Origin of the sequence: Bacteroides faecalis (assembly GCF_003865075.1) — a bacterium.
Classification (GTDB): domain Bacteria; phylum Bacteroidota; class Bacteroidia; order Bacteroidales; family Bacteroidaceae; genus Bacteroides; species Bacteroides faecalis.
Genome location: NZ_BHWB01000003.1, coordinates 247,508 through 271,829, shown reverse-complemented (window position 1 = coordinate 271,829; position 24,322 = coordinate 247,508). Strand labels below are relative to the sequence as shown.

Sequence of the window (24,322 nt, the reverse complement as noted above, 5' to 3'; positions counted from 1 at the left end):
GATTACACATTCAAAATCCAAAGTCCTAATCCTGCCAATCCTTGATTCAGGACAAAATCATTTAATTGTATATTTTGAAGATTTTTATCTACATATTCCATTATTTCTTTATCTTCAGGCATAGGACAAGTCACTTTATCAAAATAAATCCATTCTTGCCATGCTGCTTTAATCCGTTGAGTGATAGTCAGAGGGATAGAAGCACATAGACAAAATGTGATTTCCGCATCTTTACTTAATATTATCTTGCCGTTATATTTCTTCAATAGTTGATGAAAAATAAACAAGTCGACAGTATCAAAAGCGAATTTACTGAATACCACGTTTATGATCGGATTCAACATTTGAATAATGGTAGTTTTCTTGTTCGTCTGTAAAATACTACCCCTTACACGCCACAGAAAATGCAAGATAGCATTGATATGATACAGAGATATTCCACTATTTTTCAAACTATGATGAATAAAATCCAATAAATCGGTTGTCAGCTTTACAATATCATTTCCCGGAATTCCTTTCTGAATCCTTGCTGTCCAATAGTTCAGTATTCCGGTAATGGAAGTTATCGTGCCGTATGCCAACTGTGTAAGCTGTTTATTGTCAATAGGTTTTAATACTTTATTAGAGTCTCCTTGTACAAAGTCATGCTTCATCAGCCAATCGAATCCCCATCCTCAAAACCGGAAGGCAATGAACGAGAAGTTTTTAACATTCCATCCAACAGTTCTCCTGCAAAATCCTCGTAATATTCCTCCTTCACATAGCGCGAATAACAGTAAAGGAAAAGCATGATTCCCATTTTCCCATTCACCAAACCATTATTATCTATGTGATAAACATACATGCTCAATGTATTGGCAATGTTTTGCAGAACTCTATTTTTGATTTCTTCTTTCATGATGATCGGCTATTACTTCTTTGAAAAATTGAATTAATGATTCCAAATGACTGTCGAACATAAACTGTTCTCAATGGAGCATCACATTCTGACTGACTTTTCCCAATAAAGAGCTGTTTTTAAGCTGTGCTATCACTTCTTTTACTTCTGTATAAGCTATTCCCATACCGTATTGCATGACATAACTGTATTGTGCGGAAATTTGGCAGGAATTCTGTTTCTGAATCATTGGAATCCCTGCCGCAGCCAATGTATTTATCCGTGCAGGCAGATTAAGGTCCGCCCATGTAGCCTTGAAAAGTGAACCGTCGTTGACACTATTGATGCAATGCAGCCAACCGGCATCATACCGGGAAAATTCTTTGACCCACTCTGATTGTGAACAGTGTCTGTGTACATGGAAATAAGACGGAGCCATTTGTCGATAAGGTTCAAATGCTTCATTGTCGGAGATGTAATTCTCGTTGTACACATGTAGATGAACACCATTCGCTGCCAACTCCCTGAAATCCGCTGGAGGTAATCCGATGATTCGCCCAGTTACAACTGTATGTAATTCTCCATCGGCAGCAGAAAGTTTTGGTGAGAAGTTTCCCTGAAAGCATTCTGCTTTGGGCAAATCACCGTCCATTATCATCGTTGGAACATCATACAAGGTTGGAGTAAACAAATCAAACCACTCTTTTATTTCCTGATTCAAGTAGATTTTTCCGTCAGCATAAGTGTACAAATCAATCAATTTACTCCACAAACCCTCTTTCATCGCCTCGTGAGGTCCTTCCTTAAAATGCCAAACGAAAGGAATATTCATATCAGCCATAAGCACCTCATGAGCTATATCAATTGCAGAAGTACTTAACTGGGCATAGATTATGTCCGGCTGAATGTCACGTGCCCGTGTCTTCCAATCTTGATAAGGAATGGTTTCCACATGTCCGAAAGGAAGCGGTCCAATGGTAGAATAACAGAATCGAGGTTTTGCCCACAAACCATACAATTTATGCCCAGTCTCTTCAAAAGCATAGATCCGTTCCGGATTATAGGCGAGTTCACCTACAATCAATATTTTCAAACCACCGCACCGAGGTGATACGGATTTTCGATAAGGAAGGTAAGCGGCCGGTTCATCAATCGTCTTATAAGAAGTGGAACGAAAACGAATAGGGATTTGCACATTATAATAAGAACGATATTTATTCAATCCACCGCCAAACCTTTCACCACATATCTTATGATGCTGATCCGAATGATTCGTCCATTCGCATGTCACTATCCCAGTAGAAACAAACATCCCCTTGCAGGCAAGTTTTCTCCAAAACAAAAAGAAAAGGTCTTCCGACACACATTCCATACGTTCCGTCCATCGCTCTACCGTTCGCCTATGTGCCGCCTGCACCAATTGAACACTGTATCCCGGAATGGTACCTTTGCATTTACGAAAAGACAATACACCGACTACATTAGACTCATCATATCGTATGCCACTAACCGATAATACTGCATTCGGATGTTTCTGAAAACTGCTTTTAAAAGACTCCAAATGATCCTCGTCATAAAAATCATCCGAAGGCAAATAAGCAATATACTCGTATTTTGCAGCCTCTAATCCTTGATTAAGAGCCTTTCCTAAACCAAAATTAACATCATTCTTTATATAAGAGACTCGTTTATCATGTAAATAATCGGAAATAAACACCTCTGTATTGTCCGTGCTTCCATCATTGATGATAATCAACTCAAAGAAAGGATATGTCTGTTTCAGAAGGCTTGCAATGGCACGTCGAATAAAAGATGCCTGATTATACGTAGGCATCAGAACAGAAAATTTGATATTTGAATCTGTAACTAACATAGTAATAAGAATTTAAAGTTTCCCACCCAATAAAAAGGGTGGGAATATAGCAGAACCTCGAAAAAAATTCGTAAATTAGCAAGTACCAACAAACTGATTTGCAATAATAAAAGGAGAACTGTTATAAATATCAAAAATAAGCAATTTCAGCGAAATGGAGAATGTTTTAAGTGTTAAAAGTGATATGAATGATGGAATTATTAAGCTGTTCGGACGTTTTAGCCTTGTCGACCAGTTTTGACACTTGTCTTTGTTAAAACAATCGGACGTTAGTGTAGTAATGTTAATCTTATCCTTATCCTTGTTTCGCACCAATGGGATGAGTATCTTTTGCGCTTGCTGGTAGTACTTTCACGGACTACTATCTTTTGGAAAGAATTACTTCTATCGCATTATGCTTCGTTCCACAATGGACTGGCGACGGCTGCTTCTAAGTTTGGTCACTCGTTTGTATACCATTTTGCACAAAGAGAACGCTTCCCAATGCTATCTTCTTGATGACACGACATTGGAGAAAACAGGCAGTTCGATTGAGTATGTAAGCCGCGTGTCCGACCACGTGAATGGTCATTATGTATTGGGCTTCAAACTCCTTCTGCTTGCCTTGTAAGACAGAACCATTACTCTGCCTATGGACTTTCCCCTACATCGGGAGAAAGGGAAAAACAAGGACTTTGGGCTGACAAAATAGGAGCAGGGAAAGTAGTATAAATACATGCGGAAAGATTCAAATCCTGACAAGACGCGTGTAGAAGAGTGTGCTTACATCGTCTTGGCATTAGGAAAAAGGTTTGCAGAATACGAAACCATAGGTGAAATGTTCTGGGCTGAAAGAGAGCTGTCGCTGACTTTGACACTATGGAGACGCTTGCTTTCGTGCATGAAAAACTGCTTACACCCTTACCCAAGCTGTTGGGCGCAGAGCCTGAACAAATGCTTCAAGGTTTACTGAATGATGAAATGGGTACAAAGCAAGTTTGGGTAATGGTTGATGCTTTACAATAGTACCATTCTGAGAATTGGTGTTCTGTCGTATGACTCTTTTTATACAAAGGTTAATCGTTGATTATATGAAGTGCTGAAGAATACCACCCCTCTTCAAACACTGCTCAAAGAGGGGTAGGAAACTTTAGATATTTATAATTCAAAATAGCTTCTTATATGATTCAGAAATCGATAAACGTACTCATAAACAAGTCGGAGAAAGCAAAACAGTCATGCTACACATGGATTAATTGCTTAAAATAAATGTTTTATTCGCAATTATGCTAACACAAAGATTTTTTTCTTTACTTTTGTCTATCTATTCAAAATGCTATGATACAGGTAATACAGTTAAAAGGAAAAGACAAACAATTATATCGTTTTTTAGCACCTTTGGTGATGGATCCGGAGGTGATACGTGCAAATAATAATTATCCGTTTAAGACAAACGATAATTTTGTATGGTTCGTTGCTTTTGAGAACCGGGAAGTTATTGGCTTTATTCCGGTGGAACAAAAGAGTGGAAAAAGAGCGGTAATCAATAATTATTATATAGCAGCGGAAGCTAAAAAGCGGGATGAGATATTGTCTATGCTGTTGCCTGCCATAATGAAAGAGTTTGTATCTGAAGGTTGGATGCTCAACTCGGTGACATTGATACAAGATAAGGAGACTTTCGAGAAATTCGAATTTTCACCTATTGACATGAAATGGACACGTTATGTGAAAATGTTTAGATAATTGATTATGGGGAAGAAGAAAATTGCAGGTACAAAAAATGTATATGAATTGGCGCAGGAGCGACTGAGGATGATATTTAATGAATTTGATAATGTTTATGTATCTTTCTCAGGAGGTAAAGATAGCGGGATATTGCTGAATATGTGTATTGATTATATTCGGCGGAATAATCTGAAAGTGCGTTTAAGCGTTTTTCATATGGATTATGAGATCCAGTATAAAATGACCATTGACTATGTGGACCGGATATTGGAAGCTAATAAAGATATTCTGGACGTATATCGTGTCTGTGTGCCTTTCCGTGTAGCTACTTGTACGTCGATGTATCAGTCTTTTTGGCGTCCTTGGGAAGAAAGTAAAAAGGATTTATGGGTACGTCCTATGCCAAAAGGAGCTTTGACTAAGGATGATTTCCCTTTTTACAATACTACGATGTGGGATTATGAATTCCAAATGCGTTTTGCCCAATGGATACATGATAAAAACGATGCGGTACGTACCTGCTGCCTGATTGGAATCCGTACACAAGAGAGTTTCAATCGCTGGAGATGCATTTATATGAGCCGGAAATTCCAAATGTATCATAAATATAAGTGGACGTCGAAAGTGGGATGTGATATTTATAATGCATATCCTATTTTTGATTGGAAGACAACAGATGTCTGGACGGCTAATGGGAAATTCAAATGGGATTATAATACATTGTATGACCTTTATTATCGTGCCGGAGTAAATTTGGAACGTCAGCGTGTAGCGAGCCCGTTTATCAATGAAGCACAAGAGAGTCTGGCACTTTATCGGGTGCTCGACCCTAATACTTGGGGAAAAATGATCGGACGAGTAAATGGAGTGAATTTTACCGGTATGTATGGTGGTACGCACGCTATGGGATGGCAGTCTGTGAAACTGCCGGAGGGATATACCTGGCGTGAATTTATGTATTTCTTATTGTCTACTTTGCCGGAGCGTGCGCGCAAGAATTATCTTCGGAAGTTGTCGGTAAGTGTAAACTTTTGGCGGACTAAAGGAGGCTGTCTGAGTGATGCAACGATTAAGAAGTTGATTGATGCCAAAGTGCCTATCATTGTGATGGATAACAGTAATTATAAAACCCTGAAGAAACCGGTACGTATGGAGTATCAGGAGGATATTGATATTCCGGAATTTCGGGAGATACCTACTTATAAACGAATGTGTATCTGTATTTTGAAGAATGACCATGCCTGTAAGTATATGGGATTTTCTCCGACAAAGGAAGAGATGAGTAAAAGAAGTCAAATTATGGAACAATATAGAATTATAGTATCATGAGTGTAGATAAAAGTCCGGTTTACGGAGTGAAAGCCGTACCTGTAGAAAAAGTATTTGCAAATGATTATAACCCTAATGTGGTTGCTCCACCTGAAATGAAGTTGCTGGAGCTGTCGATCTGGGAAGATGGATTTACAATGCCTTGTGTATGCTATTATGACAAAGAGAAAGATCGTTACATTCTGGTGGATGGTTATCATCGTTATACGGTATTGAAAACTTCGAAACGTATTTATCAACGCGAGAATGGATTGCTTCCAATTGTAGTAATTGATAAGGATTTATCGAACCGAATGAGTTCAACGATCCGACACAATCGTGCACGAGGAATGCATAATATCGAATTGATGTGTCATATTGTTGCTGAATTGGACAAAGCAGGTATGTCCGATCAATGGATAATGAAAAATATAGGTATGGACCGTGATGAGTTGTTACGCCTGAAGCAAATTTCCGGATTAGCAGACTTGTTTGCAAATCATGAATTTAGTATTCCCGATGAAGTGGCTCCTACAGAAACAGAAAGAAAATCATATTAATTTTATATCGGAAAGTGAAATAGAAGATTTACTCCTTTTCACCAGTGGCATTTTATATTTTAAGTGTTTATATTTGATTGTTTAATTTGCATATTAGGAGTAAAGTGGTTATATTTGTATTCAGTAAACAAAACAGAGAGATTAAAAAGTAGTAAAAGTAAAGATGAAGAGAATATTGGTAAGCGGTGGGGCTGGTTTTATAGGTTCTCATCTTTGTACACGACTCATAAAGGAAGGTCATTATGTTACATGCTTGGATAACTTTTTCACAGGTTCTCAAGATAATATAAAGCACTTGATGAATGAGCCCAATTTTGAGTTAGTAGAACATGACGTAACCTTTCCTTTTTTTGCCGAAGTAGATGAAATCTATAATTTAGCTTGTCCGGCGTCTCCCATTCATTATCAATATGATCCGATTCAGACGACTAAGACGTCAGTATTGGGAACCTTTAATATGCTTGGATTGGCAAAGAAAGTGAATGCTAAGATGTTGCAGGCTTCTACTAGCGAAGTATATGGTGATCCGGCTATTCATCCACAACCTGAGAATTATTGGGGAAATGTGAATCCGATAGGTTACCGTTCTTGCTACGACGAAGGGAAACGTTGTGCGGAGACTTTATGTATGGATTATTTTCGTCAGAATAAGGTTCGCGTTAAAATAATCCGTATATTTAATACATATGGACCGCGTATGTTGCCAAATGATGGACGTGTGGTATCCAACTTTATCACGCAGGCATTAAAAAATGAAGATATTACCATTTATGGAGATGGTAGGCAGACACGTAGTTTCCAGTATATAGATGACTTGGTTGAGGGGATGGTGAGAATGATGAATACTGAGGATGATTTTACAGGTCCTGTGAATATTGGGAATACACATGAATTCTCAATGCTTGAATTGGCAGAGAAAGTGATTCAATTAGTTGGATCTGTTTCGAAGATCGTTTTCAAGCCTTTACCACACGACGATCCGAGACAACGACAGCCGGATATAACATTGGCAAAGGAAAAGCTGGGATGGCAACCGACAATCGAATTAGAAGAAGGATTGCTACGTATGACTGAGTATTTTAAACAAATTTGACGTAATTTAAAAAACGAAGATATGAATGTGGAAATAAATCCGTCCGAATATAAGATCCTTATTGTGGATGACGTGATTTCGAATGTCCTTCTGTTGAAAGTGCTTTTGACAAATGAGAAATTCAATATTGTAACGGCAAACAATGGACAGCAAGCTTTGGAACAGGTTGAAAAAGAAAAGCCGGATTTAGTATTGTTGGATGTCATGATGCCGGATATGAGTGGATTCGAGGTCGCCACAAAAATGAAAGCTGATGCGGTACTGAGTGAAATTCCTATTATTTTCCTTACAGCGCTGAATAGTACGGCAGATATTGTAAAGGGGTTTCAGGTAGGGGGTAATGATTTTATCTCAAAGCCTTTTAACAAAGAAGAATTAATTATTCGTGTGACTCACCAAATTTCTTTGGTGGCTGCTAAACGGATTATTGTGGCACAAACAGAGGAATTACGCAGAACAATCATGGGACGTGATAAACTCTATTCTGTGATAGCACATGACTTGCGTTCACCAATGGGGTCAATCAAAATGGTACTGAATATGCTGATTTTGAACTTGCCAACTCAAACGATAGGTGACGAGATGTACGAACTACTTACGATGGCTAATCAGACGACGGAAGACGTGTTTTCTCTGCTTGATAATTTATTGAAATGGACTAAGAGCCAGATCGGTAAGTTGAAAGTGGTTTATCAGGATATTAATCTGGTAGAAGTGATAGAAGGTGTGAGTGAGATCTTCAATATGGTAGCCGGATTGAAGAAGATAAAGATTGTACTTGATATTTCTTCGGACCGGGTAGAAGTAAGGGCTGACATTGATATGATAAAAACGGTAGTTCGTAATTTAATCAGTAATGCTATTAAATTTAGTAATGAAGGAACTGAGATAGTGGTATCTTTGACAGAAGAGGATAGCATGGCAGTCGTTAGTGTGAAGGACTCCGGTTGTGGTATCGACGAATCGAATCAGAAGAAATTGTTGCATACGGATACACATTTCAGTACTTTTGGTACGAATAATGAGGAAGGATCGGGACTTGGATTGTTACTTTGCAAGGATTTCGTGGTTAAGAACGGAGGTAATCTTTGGTTCACTTCGAAAGAAGGAGAAGGATCTACGTTTAGTTTCTCAGTGCCTTTGTTGCAACGATAATTTCGGGCTTTAAAATAGAAAGGACTATTTCTAAAGTCCTTAAAAGGAAAAAGTTATCCTAAACATAGTGAAGAATCTACTTTCTGCATGAGTCAGAAGAGAAAATCTTCACTACGTTTGGGATGATAGGGGTAGACGTTAATTTTGATACAACTTCTTTTTTATCCTCTTTTGCAGATTGATTTAAAATCGCAGAAACTGCATTTTTTTGTGTCTTCTGTTTGTGTAAAAGATTCCTTCTCATCATAGATTTCTTCCAATAATGTTTTTAGACGTTCTTGAAACTCATCTTCGAAAAAAGCGAAATTATTGACAGGTATTTTTGTTTTTCGAGGTTCTCCCATTTCTATAACAGGAGAGTAGCTTTCAGAAGCAGCCCGATGGATATAAAGCAGTGCAGGAGCTACTTTCAGTGATTGCTGACGGCTCATTATGGATGCATATAAAAAAGTTTGGAAGATATAATTAGGACGTGTTTCTGCCGGTGTAAACAGTTGTTCGATATTGGCAGGAGTTTTTGGGCTTCCACCGGTTTTGTAGTCTACAATACGTAAAGTATCTTCTTTAGAGTCTATACGGTCTATTGTTCCTCCGAGACGGATCGTTAATGGACCTTGTGTCGTCTGGATTTTTATCTTTTCTTCCACATCGCTCTCCATTGCTATCATTTCGAACGGAGCATATTGAAGATCATTTCTCAGTAATTGTTTCAGATAGGAAACGATCACTTTAGAGTTGATAAGCTGCACCCCATTGTATTCGGGTTTCTCATCCAGGGGAACTTTGAAGAGTTCTTCCTTGAAAGCACGGTCTACGTAGCCTTGTAATTTCACATCGTTGCGCAATAATTTTTCCAGATCGTCTTTTTGTACCATTCGGCCATTAGCTGTCAGATCTGTATAGGCAAGTTGAGCAGAACGATGAAAAATAGTTCCGAATAGAGCAGAGTCAATACCGGCACTGACTTCCTCTGGAGCTTTCAATCGTGCTACATAACGGTAATAGAATCTCAGCCGGCAATCGAGATAAGCATTGAGAGCCGATGGAGACAGGATCAGTGAGCGAGGGTTGGAACTGTCGTAAGTGTGATGTAGGCGTGCCAATACTTCAGGAGTCTTTTCGATTTGAATATCTGTTATGTTTTGGGGCGACTGCCCTGCTTCTAAATATTCCATAGTAATTTCGTGAGGTCCTTCTACCAGAAATTGTAGCATGAAGCGTGACCATTCTCCGCGATTCAGACCGTTGGAGGAAGTATTGTATAGTAAAGTGATATTTTCTGCCCGTTGAATGAGACGGTAGAAATAGTATGCATACACTGCATTTTTATGTTCAATGGTGGTCATCCCAAAAGCTTTTCGCAGATTGTAGGGGATGAAAGAAGATTCGCCTCCGGATTTAGGTAATTGTCCTTCGTTAAGCGATAACATGACAAGGTTACGAAAATCCAGATTACGTGTTTCCAATACTCCCATGACTTGCATTCCGATGGCAGGTTCTCCATGAAAAGGAATATTGGATGCGGTCAGAACTTTCGTTATCAGACGTTTTAGAGTGTCTGTGCGCACTTCCAGTTCACCACTTTCTATCAAACTATAAATACGGTTTATTTTAGTGAAGCTCTGAAAAAGTGACTCCCGGTAGAGCTGATTGAAAATGTCTTTGTATTCATTTTCCTGACGGTAGAGAACTGAGATGTCTTTGATTAATTCCGTAAGGTAGTTGCAAAGATCTTTAATTCCACTACGAGGGGTGAAAAGGTTTGCCAGAAAATCATCTTTCTTCAATTCTGAAGGAAAAGGATAGAAACGGTTAGTTTTTGTTAGTTCCCATTCCAATGATTCGGCTTGCACCGAGAGCTGGCGGGTATAAGGATGTTTTAGTATGGCGGAAACGGCTTCGTAGGTAAACCGTCCGGTGTCTGAACGATAACCGTTTGTCTGTAATTCCATAGCTGCATTGATAAAACTATATACCGGAGTCTGTGCCAGTGGAAATCCCATGGTGATATTTACATTCTTCACTACTTGTGGGATGGAGTGAAGGACGGGAAGGAGTAAAGCCTCGTTACAGAGTACTACAGCATTTTCCTTTTCTTCATAATTGCCGGAAAAAGTGTTGCGTATCCATTCTGGCAAGAAACGTGCTTGTGCATTTTCGGTAGAAGCGGAGATATAACGAATTTTTTTAGGTTGCCGCAAAGAATCGAAATAACTTTCTGGAAGTTCATTCGGAAAATCTTTGAGGTTCTTTTGGATGAATTCTCCGGCCTCATGTCTTTTTATTTGCTGAGTATAGAAGAGGTCATAATCCCAATAGAACATTGCTTTGTCTGCATTCTTCAACTTTATAAAAAGTTCCTTTTCGACTTTATTCAGTACGTTGAAGCCAACAAATATATATTTGTCGTATTTTAATCGGTCCGTATCCAGTTGTTCGATGACGTTGCGATAAAGCATACCTTCGTAGGCAATCCCCAGCTCAGTCAGATTTTTACGATAATGATGATAGATCGTGCCCAGTTTATCCCATAGGGATATGAACTTTTCCTTCAACTCAGTACGTCGTTCGATGGAGAAGTTTTGAAAAAACTGTTTGATAGCTTCTTCCTGTTCTTTATCGAGGAAGTCGTAATCATCCATTAGATTTTTCAGGTCTTGCAGGTTAGTGAATAGTTTGTCTGCATTCACCATATTTTTGTCTACATCGTCGAAATCACTAATAAGTAATTCTCCCCAGAAATAGAAATCATCCAATGTCTCTTGGCTTTGTGTCTCTTCCCGAAATACTTTATAAAGTTCGCAGACCAGGCGGATCGGATCTCCAACTTTCTGCATGCACATTTTCTGAAATAGGTCGCTGATGCTCATAGCAGCAGGTGACCAAATGGGATGATCGGATTCACCTGCGAGATATTCGTTGAAGAATAGATTTGCACGTTTATTAGGGAAGACGAGTACTGTACGTGACAAGTCGTTTCCTATTTTAGAGTACAGGTCATGAGCGACTAGTTGGAGAAATGATTGCATATTATTATTAAAAAAATTATTCTTTATTGTAATCTGAACATAACGGGAATTGTATATTTAACAGCTACTTTAGTACCATCTGCCAATTCTGCTGGTTTCCATTTTGGCATTAAGCCAACTACACGTAAGGCTTCTTTGTCTAAGACGGGATCTATCCCATGTAAAACTTTAGGATTGATGATATTACCTTCTTTATCAATAATAAATTGAATAACAACTTGACCTTGTCCTATTATATCTCCTTGTGCTATATTATTATAGTTTATGTTTCTGGCAATAAAATGCATCAAACTATCTTTTCCACCGGGGAATTCGGGCATAACAGGGGCTACTTCCAAAACATCTTCTAGCTGTTGCTCGGTATTCACTTTTCCCATTACTGATTCAACATCGATTATTCCGATAAGATCGGTTACCCTCGGTGCTTCCTTTTCGGAATTACTTCTTGGTTCTGTTAATATAGAATCTTTGTTTACTAAAGGTATATCTAACTCACCTTCGAGAATATCTTCAGATAGTGTGTCATTCACTACTGTTATGCTATCTTGTATTATTTCTTGTTCCGTTCCTTTATTGGTTTTATTTGTACAGGAGGATATCGAACCCATAGTAACTAACCCCGCTGATATACCAAGAATTGTGATTGCTTTTCCAGTTAGTCTTTTTCTTTCCAATTGTTGTTCCAGATAGCGTACTTCTGATTCGCATTTCGGACAAGTACCCAGACAATCTCCTTGATACTGGCATTCGGATGTAATGAACTCAATGTCATTTGCTTCAGCTATTTGCTGACGGATCTCTTTCAAGATCTTACAAGTTTGCTTTCCTCGTTTCATACTTATCTTTTTGAATGGATTATATTTCACCTAAGATTAAATTCTTTCCCTCACGAAGTACAATCGTTATATAGGGTGATTTATACTTGTCTAGTTTTATATCCTGTCGTTCAAAGCCTATGTATGTAACAAATAAGGCATGCTTTCTTTCTATCGTTAATTGGAAATAACCATCCACATACGATATAGTATTATTCTGCTCATTTTTATATTCATAAATATTGGCACCTACTATAGGACTACCGTCAGTATACACCACTTTTCCTTTTACTGTGATGAACTGACTTTCTGGGGTATCTTTTGTTGCGGTTTCTAATATATGAGTCTTTGGTAATTTGGTTGAATGATTAGTTTCATATTTAAATGTAACCGGCACAGTAAATAAGGTATTTACCGGACGATCCATTATTTTTCCGGGATTCCATTTGGGCATGGTACTGATCACTCTGATTGCTTCCTGGTCAAATAATGGATGCAACCCACGTATAACTTTGATTTCATTTATGCTACCATTTTTCGTTACCTTAAATTGCACGATCACACGTCCTGATATGCAACAGTCAGGATCGGGATAACGAAGATTTGTTTTTATATATTCCAGTAATTTAGCCTGTCCGCCAGGAAATTCGGGCATTGTCTCGACGACTCCGGGTAATACGTTTTCTCCTTCATCCACAACAATAGAATCAGATTTTTTTTCTATTGTTGTGTTTTTTACCTGTTGTGCTTCAGCCTGTATGGGAAGCATCGTGAGCATTCCGGCGGAGATTCCTAAAACGGTGATTGCTTTACCTGCCAGTCTTTTTCTTTCCAATTGTTGTTCCAGATAGCGTACTTCTGATTCGCATTTCGGACAAGTACCCAGACAATCTCCCTGATACTGGCATTCGGATGTAATGAACTCAATGTCATTTGCTTCAGCTATTTGCTGACGGATCTCTTTCAAGATCTTACAAGTTTGCTTTCCTCGTTTCATGGTTCTATTCGTTATTAGGAATTTTATATTTGAACCGATCAAAATGGATAATTCCCATTTCTTTTAGTCGTTGAATACTGGCGTCTATATCCTCATCTGTATTATAAGACGGTATGAGTGGGGTACGGATGATAATTTGTTCTGCTTTTCCTTGTTCGATTAAATAACGGAGATTCGAAAGAACAGTCATATTTTCTTTTTGAGTATACCGAAGATAGATATCATTATTAATATCTTTAATATCAATAATGTAGTTATCAATCACAGGTAATAGAAGTTTCAGATGTTGTGACGGAACATTGAGCGATGTTTCTACTGTGATTCTCCATTGAGGACCGCAAAGTTGGCGGAATTGAAAAATAAATTCGCTTTGCAGTAGTGGTTCTCCACCACCGAAAGTAACTCCGCCACCACTGGCAAGAAAGTAGAGTTCGTCTTGACGTAGCTCTTCATAAAGCTCGGTATAATCATATTTTCTCCAAATACCATCCGGATGCAGAGATGTAGGATTCAGGCAATATTTACAATGCAACGGACAGCCATGAAATGCGACGAGAGTTGTAACTCCCTCACCGTCAATGGTAATCCTGTGCCGGGCAATTCCTATTAAAGGAACTTTCTTCATTGTATATACTTTATCCATATTCTTCTGTTATACTTTTACAATTCTTTCTTCATTTACATACCATAGATAACCGGTAATATTTTTATATCCCATTTGGGCAAGTAATTGCATATAGCTTTTTACTTGCTTATTATATTTGGAATTTTCCTTTCCAAACTTAAAATCGACAACCACTACTTGCCCGTCTTTCATCATGACACGATCCGGACGGCGGGTTTGAAGGACCCCTCTTTCTTTGTATACGATAGCACATTCATTAAATAGTGTCCATTCCCCGGAATACCATTCTTGTATTTCGGGAAGTGAGAAGGCCTTATGTGCCACTTCACGAGTCATTTCTTCTTTATCTTGATCCCTGATTACACCCTCAAATACAAGCCGTTCGATAGCCGGTTCAATATCATCCGCCGTCTCAATAGCAGAAAATAACGTGTGAAGCATACGTCCGCGATTGATGAAACGGTCACTGGATTCGTCTTCCTCAATTCCTTGTATGAAATCAGCAGAGCGGTTGGATTGTCTGAATTCGATATCGTGGCGCATGGATTCCATATGAATAGGTAATTTATCCGGTTTTCGGGTAAGTTTATTGGTGGAAACTTTAGTTTTCTTCTCTTCAGAAGGACAAAGTTCTCCTTGTTCGTAGCAATCTTCTTCCCAATCGATTCCTTCTTTAAGGGCTACAACGGGTAGTGCATTCGTGAGTAATTCGGACATGGTACCCTTTTGTCCTTTCTTGCTCCATATAATCAGATTCTTTCCTGCACGAGTGAAAGCTACGTATAGTAAGTTAAGATTATCTACCCACAATTGCAATCGTTCATGCAAATAATCGTTTCCATAAATTGATTCCGCCATTTGGGTGGAATAGTTGATGGGAAGAATATCCAATGCGTTAAATGGAGCTTCCTGAGGTGTACACCATACCAACTGGTTATTTGTTTCATTTTCAAGTTTCCAGTCGCAGAATGGAAGGAGTACTGTATGGAATTCCAATCCTTTGGATTTGTGAATGGAGAAAATACGGATACCATCTACTTCACCGCTAGGGATCGTTTGGCTACATAATGTTTCGTTCCAATGACGAAGAAAGCTGTCAAGTTCCGAAGAATTGCTTTGTAAATAGTTGGTCACAGCATCGAAGAAAGCAAATAAATAAGCGTCTTGTTGCTGAATACGGCTCATTTCGAAGATACTGAAAAGTTCTTCTAATAATTCATATAGAGGCATTAACCTTAGTTCACTAAGCTTTTCAAGAAAAACCGGAGGGAGATAATCTTCTACAGGGTGCAATAAGAGAGTATTGATATCTAAGCTTTTCTGCAAGATTTCATTCTGGTAAGCTACGGCTAGTTGGGCACGTGCAATGCGATTATTCTCATTGGATAAATAACGAAGTGCATCTATCATCATACAAATAGCGAGGGAAGCATCCAGGCGGAAAGCTTCGTCCGATACTATTTTGTAATGTAGCTCTTTGTCGAAGTAATCGGCAATTCGGGGAATATTCTTGTTCTTTCGTACCAGAATAGTAATATCATTCAGGTTTATGCCGGAGGCAAGTAACCGTTTAACTTCATCACCCAGACTGATAAGTGTTTGTTCCGTATAATCATGTTCTTCGTCAGGCTCAAGAAAAGAGACTTTAACATATCCTTTTTCAGTGGTTCGCGGAGATTCCTGGACAACATCTGCATAGGCTTTTTGCAAGTCCTCACAGTCTTTTCCCAATTGTTGCTTATAGATACCATTCAGGTATTCGGCGGCGGCAGTAAAGACGTGGTTATTAAAGCGGATGATAGTTGTTTCACTTCTACGGTTGGTTGCTAATGTTTTAACGCAGATTTTGAAATGTTCGATATAGTCGTTTAATCCATTCAAAATACCCCAATCCCCATTTCGCCAACGGTAAATGGATTGCTTCACATCTCCTACAATTAAACTATTTGAGCCCTGAGACAGGCCTTCGAGCAAAAGGAGCTTGAAGTTTCCCCATTGCATCCGGCTGGTATCCTGAAACTCATCGATCATAACGTTATGGATGTTGGTTCCTATCTTTTCAAAGACAAATGAAGAATCTCCGTCTTTTACTAATTGATGGAGTAATGCGTTAGTATCTGACAAAAGGAAGCGGTTATTGTCATGGTTCAATTGACGTACTTCTTCGTCAATATTGGCGAGAAGTTGTACTTTGTTAAGATGTTGCAGGGACAGGCGGCAACTATTTAACAAAAGGTTATTCTTTGGACGGAGGTTTTCCGCATCTTCCAGAATCCGCATCAGACTCGAACCGGCCAAAGCAATAATATCTCCGTAACGGGGAGAAGTCTTAGTTGCCCAGTTCTTTGCATCTTCCAGGCATTTTTCTACAGTTACATTACGAATATCGTTACTTAGAATTCCGTTATTCAGTTTACGAAAATAACTTCCGATTCCTCGTGAACCGTTTTTCAGGTCATCAGCAGTTAGTGCATGGCTATCCAATTCTCCTTCAAACTGGTCATAGAATCCTTTCATCTGTTCCAGAATCTCGGTTTCCAGAGCTTTCAGTTGTTTTCGATATTCTTTTATCGTGTCAGGGGTACGAAGCCGTTGGCGAAGTCCTTCTCCTTTTTCAATATAACCTTCATCAAATATGTTACGTCCAAAATTTTTCACTTCATCGGATACATTCCAGCGTTTATCGTCTGCAATTCGTTCGTTGATGTAATCTAATAACCAAGTCAGCACAGGAGAAGTAGGGCCGAGTTTCTCGATCATACTGTCTACAGCATCACTCAATACTTCGGTATTATTCAGTTCGATATTCAGGTTTGGACTAAGTTCAAGTTCACGTGCCAGATTACGCATAACGGACTGAAAGAATGAATCGATCGTTTCTACTCGGAAACGGCTATAATCGTGTAGCATATAGCCCAAAGCCGTTTCGGCAGCTGTGCGTATTTCTTCTTCTGTTTTTCCTGTCTCTTCTTTAATACGTTCGAGATAAGCTTCGGAATCTTTATCGCCTGTCTGAATGCCATATAACTGGCTGAGAATACGCTCTTTCATTTCAGCTGTGGCTTTGTTGGTAAAGGTTACAGCCAAAATGTGTTGGTATGCACGTGGATTGAGAATCAATAATTTGATATATTCCACAGCCAGTGTAAATGTTTTGCCGGATCCGGCAGAGGCTTTATATACTAGGAGCTCACTCATGCTTCAGTTTAAAATATAAATTAATAAAGTTTTTTGAGGAAATCCGTACCAAAACAAAGTATGAATAATGGCAGATAATCTTTTAAAGCGATTCTTAACAACTTTAATGCCTGCCCAATCCGATAATTGACTGTCTGTGGTGAAACATTGAGTTTTTCTGCAATTTCTTTATGAGTCAGGTGTTGGTTACGGTTCATGTCATAAGCTTCACGAAACTCTGCCGGGAGTTGTTTGAGTGCTTCTTCATATAGACGGAAAAGTTCATTACTCAGATAGAAGTCGGGATTGTCAAATTCACTCTCATATTTTTCTACAATCTCCTGATGCACTCTGCGCTTAATTTCAAAATGGGAAAGTCGGTTGAGTGCTTTATTCTTGACGATTGTGAACAGTAAAGTTTTGAGGGTTAAGTCTTCCATCAGGCTACAACGATTTTCCCATAGCCACATCATTGTTTCCTGTACAATCTCTTCAATTTCCTCTTGTTCATTGACATATTGCGAACAAAAGCCACATAACCTGCTGAAATAATAACGATAAACCGCATCGAAAGCACGTTCTTCTCCCGCCTTCAAATAGGTAATTACAGCCTTATTGTCATTGATATCTAAGTATATAAAGGATTGTGGCATTCTTATTCATATTATATGCACAACAAAAATAATGAAAGCAATATAAGAAACGAAATAAAAACGGAATAAAAATATTTTTTTCTTTGATCGTTTAGTATATTTGTATTCTCAACTGTACTACTTATAAGGTATTCTATTTTTAAAGATAAAAAGATTAATGAACATGGATGAAACTATCTTGTTGAACTATCTTCGGGAAGAGTGCACCGATGAAGAGAACCGCATGGTAGAGGTATGGTGTGAAGAGTCGCCGGAGAACCGAAGGCAACTGGAACAACTGTACTATACACTTTTTGTGGGTGATCGCATTGCTGCAATGGACGCGGTAGATACAGAAGAATCATTGAAGAAATTTAAAGCGTCTGTCCGTGAAAAGGAGAAAAGGATTAACCGGAAGGTTCTTTCAATCCGTTGGAGACGATATGCAGGTTTGGCGGCTGCTTTTCTTGCCGGACTTATTTTTACTGGAGGAATTGTCTGGGGATTTCTTTCTAATAAACTTTCCGATTATACGATTGCGACTTCCGAAGGACAAAGGGCACAGACTGTGCTTCCCGACGGAACTAAAATATGGTTGAACGCATCAACCAAAGTTATTTACCGGAATTCGTTATGGAATTCGGACCGTCAGGTCGATTTGTCCGGAGAAGCCTACTTTGAAGTGGCTCATGATAAACATGCTCCGTTTATCGTAAATAGCAAGCAGATTAAAACATGTGTGTTGGGTACGAAATTTAATGTACGCGCACGTGAAGATGAAAATAGAGTGGTGACTACTTTATTTCAAGGTTCTGTGCGGGTGGATTCTCCGACTACCGGGGAAAACGGTCATTTACTGAAACCGGGACAAACCTTGGAGGTCAATGCAACTACATATCAGGCTGAATTGATTGAATATTCGCAACCGTCGGATGTACTGTTATGGATAAAAGGTAAACTACATTTTGAACGGAATTCTTTGCAGGAAATTATTGCTACGATGGAAAAGGTGTATGATATTCATTTTGTTTTTGAAGATGAAGCTTTGAAGTCGGAAAGGTTTACAGGAGAATTTTCAACAGACGAAACGCCGGAAGATATCTTGAATGTGCTAACTCAAACTAATCACTTCAACTATCAGAAGAAAGGACGAACCATCCATTTGAAGAAAAAATAAAATCCCCCTCATAATTTAGAGAATGTGTTTAGAGAGAAAGCGGTAAAGGCTGGTAATACAGCCTTTTTCCGCTTTTTTCATGTTTTTATTTCCCTTGAATTCGGCATTGGATCGTTTAAAATATAATATTCTTAAAAAAAAATACTATATTTGTTTAGTAGGGTTACAACTTGGGATGTATTACTTATGAATAGGCCTAGAAAAACAGAATTGTAACCTTTAAATTATATTTATTATGAGATATACATACATTTAGCTACTTTTCAGAAAATAGTATTCGAGTATATATTTTATATTGACTATTTTACATTGTGAAAACCTGAATTATTCTAACTAAAAAAGAATGAAATGAAAAACATCATAAAACGCAAGTTACCATACTTGTTATTTTTTCTGTTATCATTACCGGCTTTTTTATCCGCGTCCGGACAAGAGCCGACAGTAACTATAAACTTTTCTAAAGCTTCCTTTCAGAAGGTTCTGAAAGAAATTGAGAAACAAACGTCCTTGTCGGCTGTATACAACACTGCTGACGTAGATTTAAATCGCATTGTGACAATTAAAGTGGAAAAAGAACGGCTGTCACAAGTAATGATCCGTTTATTGAAGGGAACTAATTTATCATTTTCCATTTCGAATACCCACATCATCCTTTCTGTGAAGAATACGGATAAAGAGAAACAACAACCCAAAGAGCCTGTAAAAGCAAAAGGAACTATTGTCGATAATACCGGTGAGCCTTTGATTGGAGTAAATGTACAAATAAAAGGTACTTCTACGGGAACAATCACTGATATTGATGGAAATTTCGCTTTAAATGCTTCCAAAGGCGATGTATTGGATATTTCGTATATCGGATATGCACCTCAAGCCATCACTATTGTTAATGCGGAACCACTGAAGATTGTGATGGGAGAAGATACTAAAGTGTTGGATGAAGTGGTTATAACAGCTCTGGGTATCAAAAGGGAACAAAAAGCATTGAGCTATAATGTACAGCAGGTGAAGGGAGATGAATTGACAACAGTGAAAGACGCCAACTTCATGAATGCATTGTCCGGAAAGGTAGCCGGTGTGAATATTAATACTTCTTCTGCCGGTGTAGGTGGTGCAACGCGTGTCGTCATGCGTGGTACAAAATCAATTTCTGCCAACAATAATGCTTTGTATGTGATAGATGGTATTCCTATTTTCAATACAAACAATGGTAATTCCAACGGACAATATTCTACTCAACCGAAAGGTGAGGGTATTTCGGATATCAATCCGGAAGATATAGAAAGTATGTCTGTGTTGAGTGGTCCTGCTGCTGCAGCATTGTATGGCTCGAATGCAGCACAGGGTGTTATCTTGATTACTACTAAAAAAGGAAAAGAAGGAAAAGTGAATGTGACTATTTCTAATAATAGTACATTTATGCGTCCTTTTATTATGCCGGAATTTCAGAATACATATCTCAATAAACCGGGAGCTTTTCAGACTTGGGGAGATAAAGGAATTTCCGCTTATGGCGAATATCAACCGAAAGACTTCTTTAATACGGGAACGAATATCCAAAATACGGTTTCTGTTTCTGTAGGAAATGAGACGAATCAGACATATATCTCCGTAGGAACAACGAATTCCGCAGGTATTATTCCTAATAGTAAGTATGACCGTTATAATTTTACGGCAAGAAATACCACTAAATTACTGAATAATAAGATGACTTTGGATTTCGGTCTGAGTTATATCGTACAGGAAGATCGTAATTTAATGGCACAAGGGGAATATTTCAATCCACTTCCGGCAATCTATCTCTTCCCTCGTGGTGAAAACTTTAATGCGATCCGTATGTACCAGACTTATGACGAAACAAGGAAAATCAATGTTCAGAACTGGACATGGGGAGATCCGGGTTTCAGTATGAAGAATAATCCGTATTGGGTGATTAACAATATGAATCATGGTACTAAGAAGCAACGTTTTATGGCTAATATCAATCTGCAATATCAGATTTTGGACTGGTTGAATGTAATGGGACGTGTACGAATTGACAATGCTGACAATGATTATAGTGATAAGCGTGACGGTTCTACGGATACTTTCTTTACAAATGGTTCCGAATATGGTTTCTATAAGTATTCTAAAGCAGACGACAGGCAGGTATATTCGGATGTTCTTATGAATATTGACAAACGTTTGGGAGATTTTTCCCTATCAGCCAATGTCGGAGGAAGTTTCACACAAGTGTACTATAATGAAAGAGGTTTTCAGGGTGGACTGAAAAATATGTCGAATGTTTATTCTTTGTTTAATATGAATACGACGTTGGATAAAGATACTTATCCGATAGAAGAGGGATATAAGCAACGTACTATTTCTGCTTTTGCCAGTATGGAATTGGGGTGGAAGAGTATGCTTTATCTGACAATGACGGGACGTAACGATTGGGACTCGGCTTTGAGGCGTACAGAACAGAAATCGTTCTTTTATCCTTCCATCGGTCTTTCCGGAGTGATTTCGGAAATGGTGACGTTACCTAAGGCTATTTCTTATCTGAAAGTTCGCGGTTCATATGCATCAGTAGGTTCGGCTATTCCCAGAAATTTGTCTTCGGAGAAGAAATATGTATGGAACCGTTCAACCAGTAAATGGGTGATGCAGACTTACCGTCCGTTAGGAAAACTTTATCCGGAAAGAACGGATTCATGGGAAGCAGGAGTTAGCTCGAAATTCTTCAATAATTCATTAAGTCTGGAAATAACATGGTATAAATCAAATACTAAGAAGCAAACATTTAAAGTTCCTATTTCAGCAGGTTCCGGTTATGACAGTATGTATGCACAGTCTGGTAATGTAGAGAATAAAGGTATGGAGTTTTCATTAGGTTATAATCATAAATGGAATGATTTCGGATGGAATTCGAATGTAACATTCAGCTTTAATAAGAATAAAATTGTAGACCTACTTACTGACTATGTGGATGAATTGACAGGAACTACTTATACGCTTCGTGAGACTGATCAAGGTGGTTTTGGTTCGGCAAGAACTATTTTGAGAAAGGGCGGAAGCATGGGAGATATGTATGTGAACAATCGCCTGAAACGTGATCCGGAAGGAAATGTATGGATTGATCCTGCTACGCAGAATGTGAAGAAGGAAAAAATAGAATCTTCGGATGATTATATAAAGATCGGTTCTGTGCTTCCAAAAAGTAACTTGGGATTCCGTAATGATTTTACTTATAAAGGTTTTAGTCTGGGATTTATGTTTGCTGCCCGCTTTGGTGGGATCGTGCTTTCACCGACACAGGCTGCTATGGATGCCTTTGGAGTGTCGAAAGCTTCGGCTTTAGCGCGTGATAATGAAGGTATTTCGGTAAATAAAGGAAAGGTCGATCCGCAGACATTTTATACGGAGACGGCAGGGACAAGTGGGTTGATGGCCAACTATGTATACAGTGCGACGAACGTACGTTTGCAGGAAGCTTCTTTCGGTTATGCTTTCCCGGTCCGATGGTTCAATAATAAATTGAATCTTAGCTTGTCGATTGTAGGACATAATTTGTGGATGATATATAATAAAGCACCATTTGATCCGGAAGTTACAGCTTCTACAGGTACTTACTACCAAGGGATCGATTATTTCATGCAACCGAGTTTGCGGAGCGTCGGCTTTAATGTGAAAATACAGTTTTAACTTAAATTGAAATACATCATGAAAATACAAAAATATTTGAAGAGACTTTCGGTTGTCGGCTCACTTCTATTAGGGATTGCTTTGTGCCAAGCCTGTATAGACGATGGTCTGAATGATCCGGATGGACGCGTTTCGGAAGAAGAATTGAACCGGGATGGTTTTGCCGCTAATGCTTTTTTCCCTGTTATGTGTGACTATGCTTATCCGACGGGTAATGAGAATATATATAATCGCGAAATGTCTATCTTGGGCGATTGCTACGGGAGATATATGGTAATGGCTACGGATAAATTCAAGGGAGCCAACTATATTACTTATAATGCTAGTGATGACTGGTTGAATTTTATTTTCCATGCTGAAGGAAGTATGGTAAACCTCCACGCTGCCTGGAATAAAATTCGTCAGGTGACGGGTGAAGTAGGAGTGAACTATGCTTGGGCACAGATATTACGGGTGTTGGCAATGCAACGGTTGGTGGATGTTTATGGAGCTATTCCTTATACTAAAGTACCGCAGGGAGATATCACAACTGCTTATGATTCGATGGAAGAGGCTTATCGGGCTATGTTCAAGGATCTGACGGATGCAATTAATGTAATGACTCAATATGTGGAAAGTAATCCTTCGGTTCGTTCAATGGCTGAATTTGATCCTGTATATGATGGGAATTTCAAGAAATGGGTGAAATTTGCTAATTCTCTCAAACTCCGCATGGCTATTCGTATTCGTTTTGCTGCTGCCGGCCTGGCACAGGAAATGGCGGAAGAAGCTGTGAATCATCCGATAGGAGTTATGACTTCCAATGATGATAATGCTTTCTGTCTGGGAACTAAGAACCAACTTTGGACCGTACTTACCCAGTGGGCTGACCATTGCGTTTCTGCTGATCTTACCGCTTATATGAATGGTTTCAAAGATCCGCGTTTGCCTCTTTACGTAACTAAAAATACAAAGGGGTATGAAAAAGAACCTTATGTCGGAATGAGAGCCGGTCAATCTTATGGTGACTATATCAGTGGTCCGAAACTGTCGAGAATCAATACGGACGAGAAAGACCGTATGTTGTGGATGTGTGCTGCTGAAACGGCGTTTAACCGGGCCGAAGGAGCAATGTTGAAATGGAATATGGGAGGTAAGGAGAAAGACCTTTATGAAGAAGGAGTGAAACTTTCGTTTGGCCAATGGGGAGCAAAGGGTGCGGATACTTATCTGAGTGATAATACTTCAACACAAGCTTCTTATACAGATCCGTTCTATGGGGCCGGAAATATTCAACCGGTAAGTGCCATCACTATTAAATGGAATGACGGTGCGGGAGATGAAGAGAAGCTCGAACGACTGATTACTCAAAAATGGATTGCTCTTTATCCATTGGGACAGGAAGCTTGGAGTGAATATCGTCGTACGGGATATCCTAAGTTCTTCCCTGTGTATGGAAATGTGACTCCTAATATACCTGTAGCTAATCGTATTCCTTTTCCGCCTTCTGAATTTACACGTAATGCGGAAAATGTGAAAGCAGCTATTGCTAAAGTGGGTGGTGACGGATATGATGTGAAAGTTTGGTGGCAACGCCGGGATAAGTAAATGTGAGTGGTGAATTACAATAAATAATA

The 24,322-nt window shown here is 38.8% G+C and carries 19 protein-coding genes; 10 read left to right on the top strand and 9 right to left on the bottom strand.

Annotated features, from left to right (window positions below; translation table 11 throughout):
- Positions 1 to 2: 2 nt before the first annotated feature.
- The 3 genes from EJF25_RS06595 to EJF25_RS06585 all read right to left on the bottom strand — a co-directional run bounded on the left by EJF25_RS06595 (position 3) and on the right by EJF25_RS06585 (position 2,750).
- Positions 3 to 653 (bottom strand): hypothetical protein, encoded by a 651-nt coding sequence (locus EJF25_RS06595; protein WP_125040578.1) that lies wholly within the window; start codon positions 651 to 653, stop codon positions 3 to 5.
- The gene (locus EJF25_RS06590) at positions 653 to 898 is read right to left on the bottom strand and encodes a hypothetical protein (protein WP_125040577.1); all 246 of its coding nucleotides are present in this window, start codon (positions 896 to 898) and stop codon (positions 653 to 655) included. The genes EJF25_RS06595 and EJF25_RS06590 overlap by 1 nt, the downstream gene beginning before the upstream one ends.
- A 70-nt stretch (positions 899 to 968) precedes the next feature.
- Positions 969 to 2,750: a glycosyltransferase family 2 protein gene (locus EJF25_RS06585; protein WP_235016743.1), complete on the bottom strand. Its 1,782-nt coding sequence runs from the start codon at positions 2,748 to 2,750 to the stop codon at positions 969 to 971.
- Positions 2,751 to 3,144: 394 nt separating this feature from the next.
- On the opposite strand from EJF25_RS06585, the gene EJF25_RS06580 reads away from it, so the two are divergent.
- The 7 genes from EJF25_RS06580 (at position 3,145) to EJF25_RS06550 (ending at position 8,573) form a co-directional block, all read left to right on the top strand.
- On the top strand, positions 3,145 to 3,360 hold the full coding sequence (locus EJF25_RS06580) for a hypothetical protein (RefSeq protein WP_125040576.1): 216 nt from the start codon (positions 3,145 to 3,147) through the stop codon (positions 3,358 to 3,360).
- Positions 3,361 to 3,465: 105 nt separating this feature from the next.
- On the top strand, positions 3,466 to 3,702 hold the full coding sequence (locus EJF25_RS06575) for a hypothetical protein (RefSeq protein WP_125040575.1): 237 nt from the start codon (positions 3,466 to 3,468) through the stop codon (positions 3,700 to 3,702).
- Between the two features lie 365 nt (positions 3,703 to 4,067).
- Entirely contained in the window at positions 4,068 to 4,475 is a 408-nt protein-coding gene (locus tag EJF25_RS06570) for a hypothetical protein (protein ID WP_125040574.1), read from the top strand.
- Positions 4,476 to 4,481: 6 nt separating this feature from the next.
- Positions 4,482 to 5,786 carry a DUF3440 domain-containing protein gene (locus EJF25_RS06565; protein ID WP_125040573.1) on the top strand — a complete coding sequence of 435 codons (1,305 nt, stop codon included), beginning with the start codon at positions 4,482 to 4,484 and terminating at the stop codon, positions 5,784 to 5,786.
- Positions 5,783 to 6,325, top strand: a complete 543-nt coding sequence (locus tag EJF25_RS06560; protein ID WP_125040572.1) for an IbrB-like domain-containing protein — start codon at positions 5,783 to 5,785, stop codon at positions 6,323 to 6,325. Before EJF25_RS06565 ends, EJF25_RS06560 begins: the two co-directional genes overlap by 4 nt.
- A gap of 163 nt (positions 6,326 to 6,488) precedes the next feature.
- Positions 6,489 to 7,418: a UDP-glucuronic acid decarboxylase family protein gene (locus EJF25_RS06555; protein ID WP_125040571.1), complete on the top strand. Its 930-nt coding sequence runs from the start codon at positions 6,489 to 6,491 to the stop codon at positions 7,416 to 7,418.
- 21 nt (positions 7,419 to 7,439) lie between these two features.
- On the top strand, positions 7,440 to 8,573 hold the full coding sequence (locus tag EJF25_RS06550) for an ATP-binding response regulator (RefSeq protein WP_125040570.1): 1,134 nt from the start codon (positions 7,440 to 7,442) through the stop codon (positions 8,571 to 8,573).
- A 161-nt stretch (positions 8,574 to 8,734) separates the two neighbouring features.
- Here the strand turns inward: EJF25_RS06550 and EJF25_RS06545 are convergent, their stop codons facing one another.
- From EJF25_RS06545 to EJF25_RS06520, 6 genes are read right to left on the bottom strand one after another with little or no spacing between them, the layout of a single operon-like run.
- The gene (locus EJF25_RS06545; RefSeq protein ID WP_125040569.1) at positions 8,735 to 11,602 is read right to left on the bottom strand and encodes a PD-(D/E)XK nuclease family protein; all 2,868 of its coding nucleotides are present in this window, start codon (positions 11,600 to 11,602) and stop codon (positions 8,735 to 8,737) included.
- Positions 11,603 to 11,625: 23 nt separating this feature from the next.
- Positions 11,626 to 12,438: an energy transducer TonB gene (locus tag EJF25_RS06540; RefSeq protein ID WP_125040568.1), complete on the bottom strand. Its 813-nt coding sequence runs from the start codon at positions 12,436 to 12,438 to the stop codon at positions 11,626 to 11,628.
- Positions 12,439 to 12,457: 19 nt separating this feature from the next.
- Positions 12,458 to 13,414, bottom strand: a complete 957-nt coding sequence (locus tag EJF25_RS06535; RefSeq protein ID WP_160119383.1) for a TonB family protein — start codon at positions 13,412 to 13,414, stop codon at positions 12,458 to 12,460.
- Between the two features lie 4 nt (positions 13,415 to 13,418).
- Complete coding sequence (locus EJF25_RS06530; protein WP_125040795.1) at positions 13,419 to 14,039, bottom strand: radical SAM protein; 621 nt, start codon at positions 14,037 to 14,039, stop codon at positions 13,419 to 13,421.
- Positions 14,040 to 14,066: 27 nt separating this feature from the next.
- Complete coding sequence (locus EJF25_RS06525; protein WP_125040567.1) at positions 14,067 to 17,237, bottom strand: UvrD-helicase domain-containing protein; 3,171 nt, start codon at positions 17,235 to 17,237, stop codon at positions 14,067 to 14,069.
- 20 nt (positions 17,238 to 17,257) lie between these two features.
- Positions 17,258 to 17,869 (bottom strand): RNA polymerase sigma-70 factor, encoded by a 612-nt coding sequence (locus EJF25_RS06520; RefSeq protein ID WP_125040566.1) that lies wholly within the window; start codon positions 17,867 to 17,869, stop codon positions 17,258 to 17,260.
- A 163-nt stretch (positions 17,870 to 18,032) separates the two neighbouring features.
- Between EJF25_RS06520 and EJF25_RS06515 the strand changes: the two genes are divergently transcribed.
- The 3 genes from EJF25_RS06515 to EJF25_RS06505 all read left to right on the top strand — a co-directional run bounded on the left by EJF25_RS06515 (position 18,033) and on the right by EJF25_RS06505 (position 24,293).
- Entirely contained in the window at positions 18,033 to 19,025 is a 993-nt protein-coding gene (locus tag EJF25_RS06515; RefSeq protein ID WP_125040565.1) for a FecR family protein, read from the top strand.
- 348 nt (positions 19,026 to 19,373) lie between these two features.
- The gene (locus EJF25_RS06510; protein ID WP_125040564.1) at positions 19,374 to 22,706 is read left to right on the top strand and encodes a TonB-dependent receptor; all 3,333 of its coding nucleotides are present in this window, start codon (positions 19,374 to 19,376) and stop codon (positions 22,704 to 22,706) included.
- Positions 22,707 to 22,724: 18 nt separating this feature from the next.
- The gene (locus EJF25_RS06505; protein WP_125040563.1) at positions 22,725 to 24,293 is read left to right on the top strand and encodes a SusD/RagB family nutrient-binding outer membrane lipoprotein; all 1,569 of its coding nucleotides are present in this window, start codon (positions 22,725 to 22,727) and stop codon (positions 24,291 to 24,293) included.
- The last annotated feature ends 29 nt before the right edge of the window (positions 24,294 to 24,322 follow it).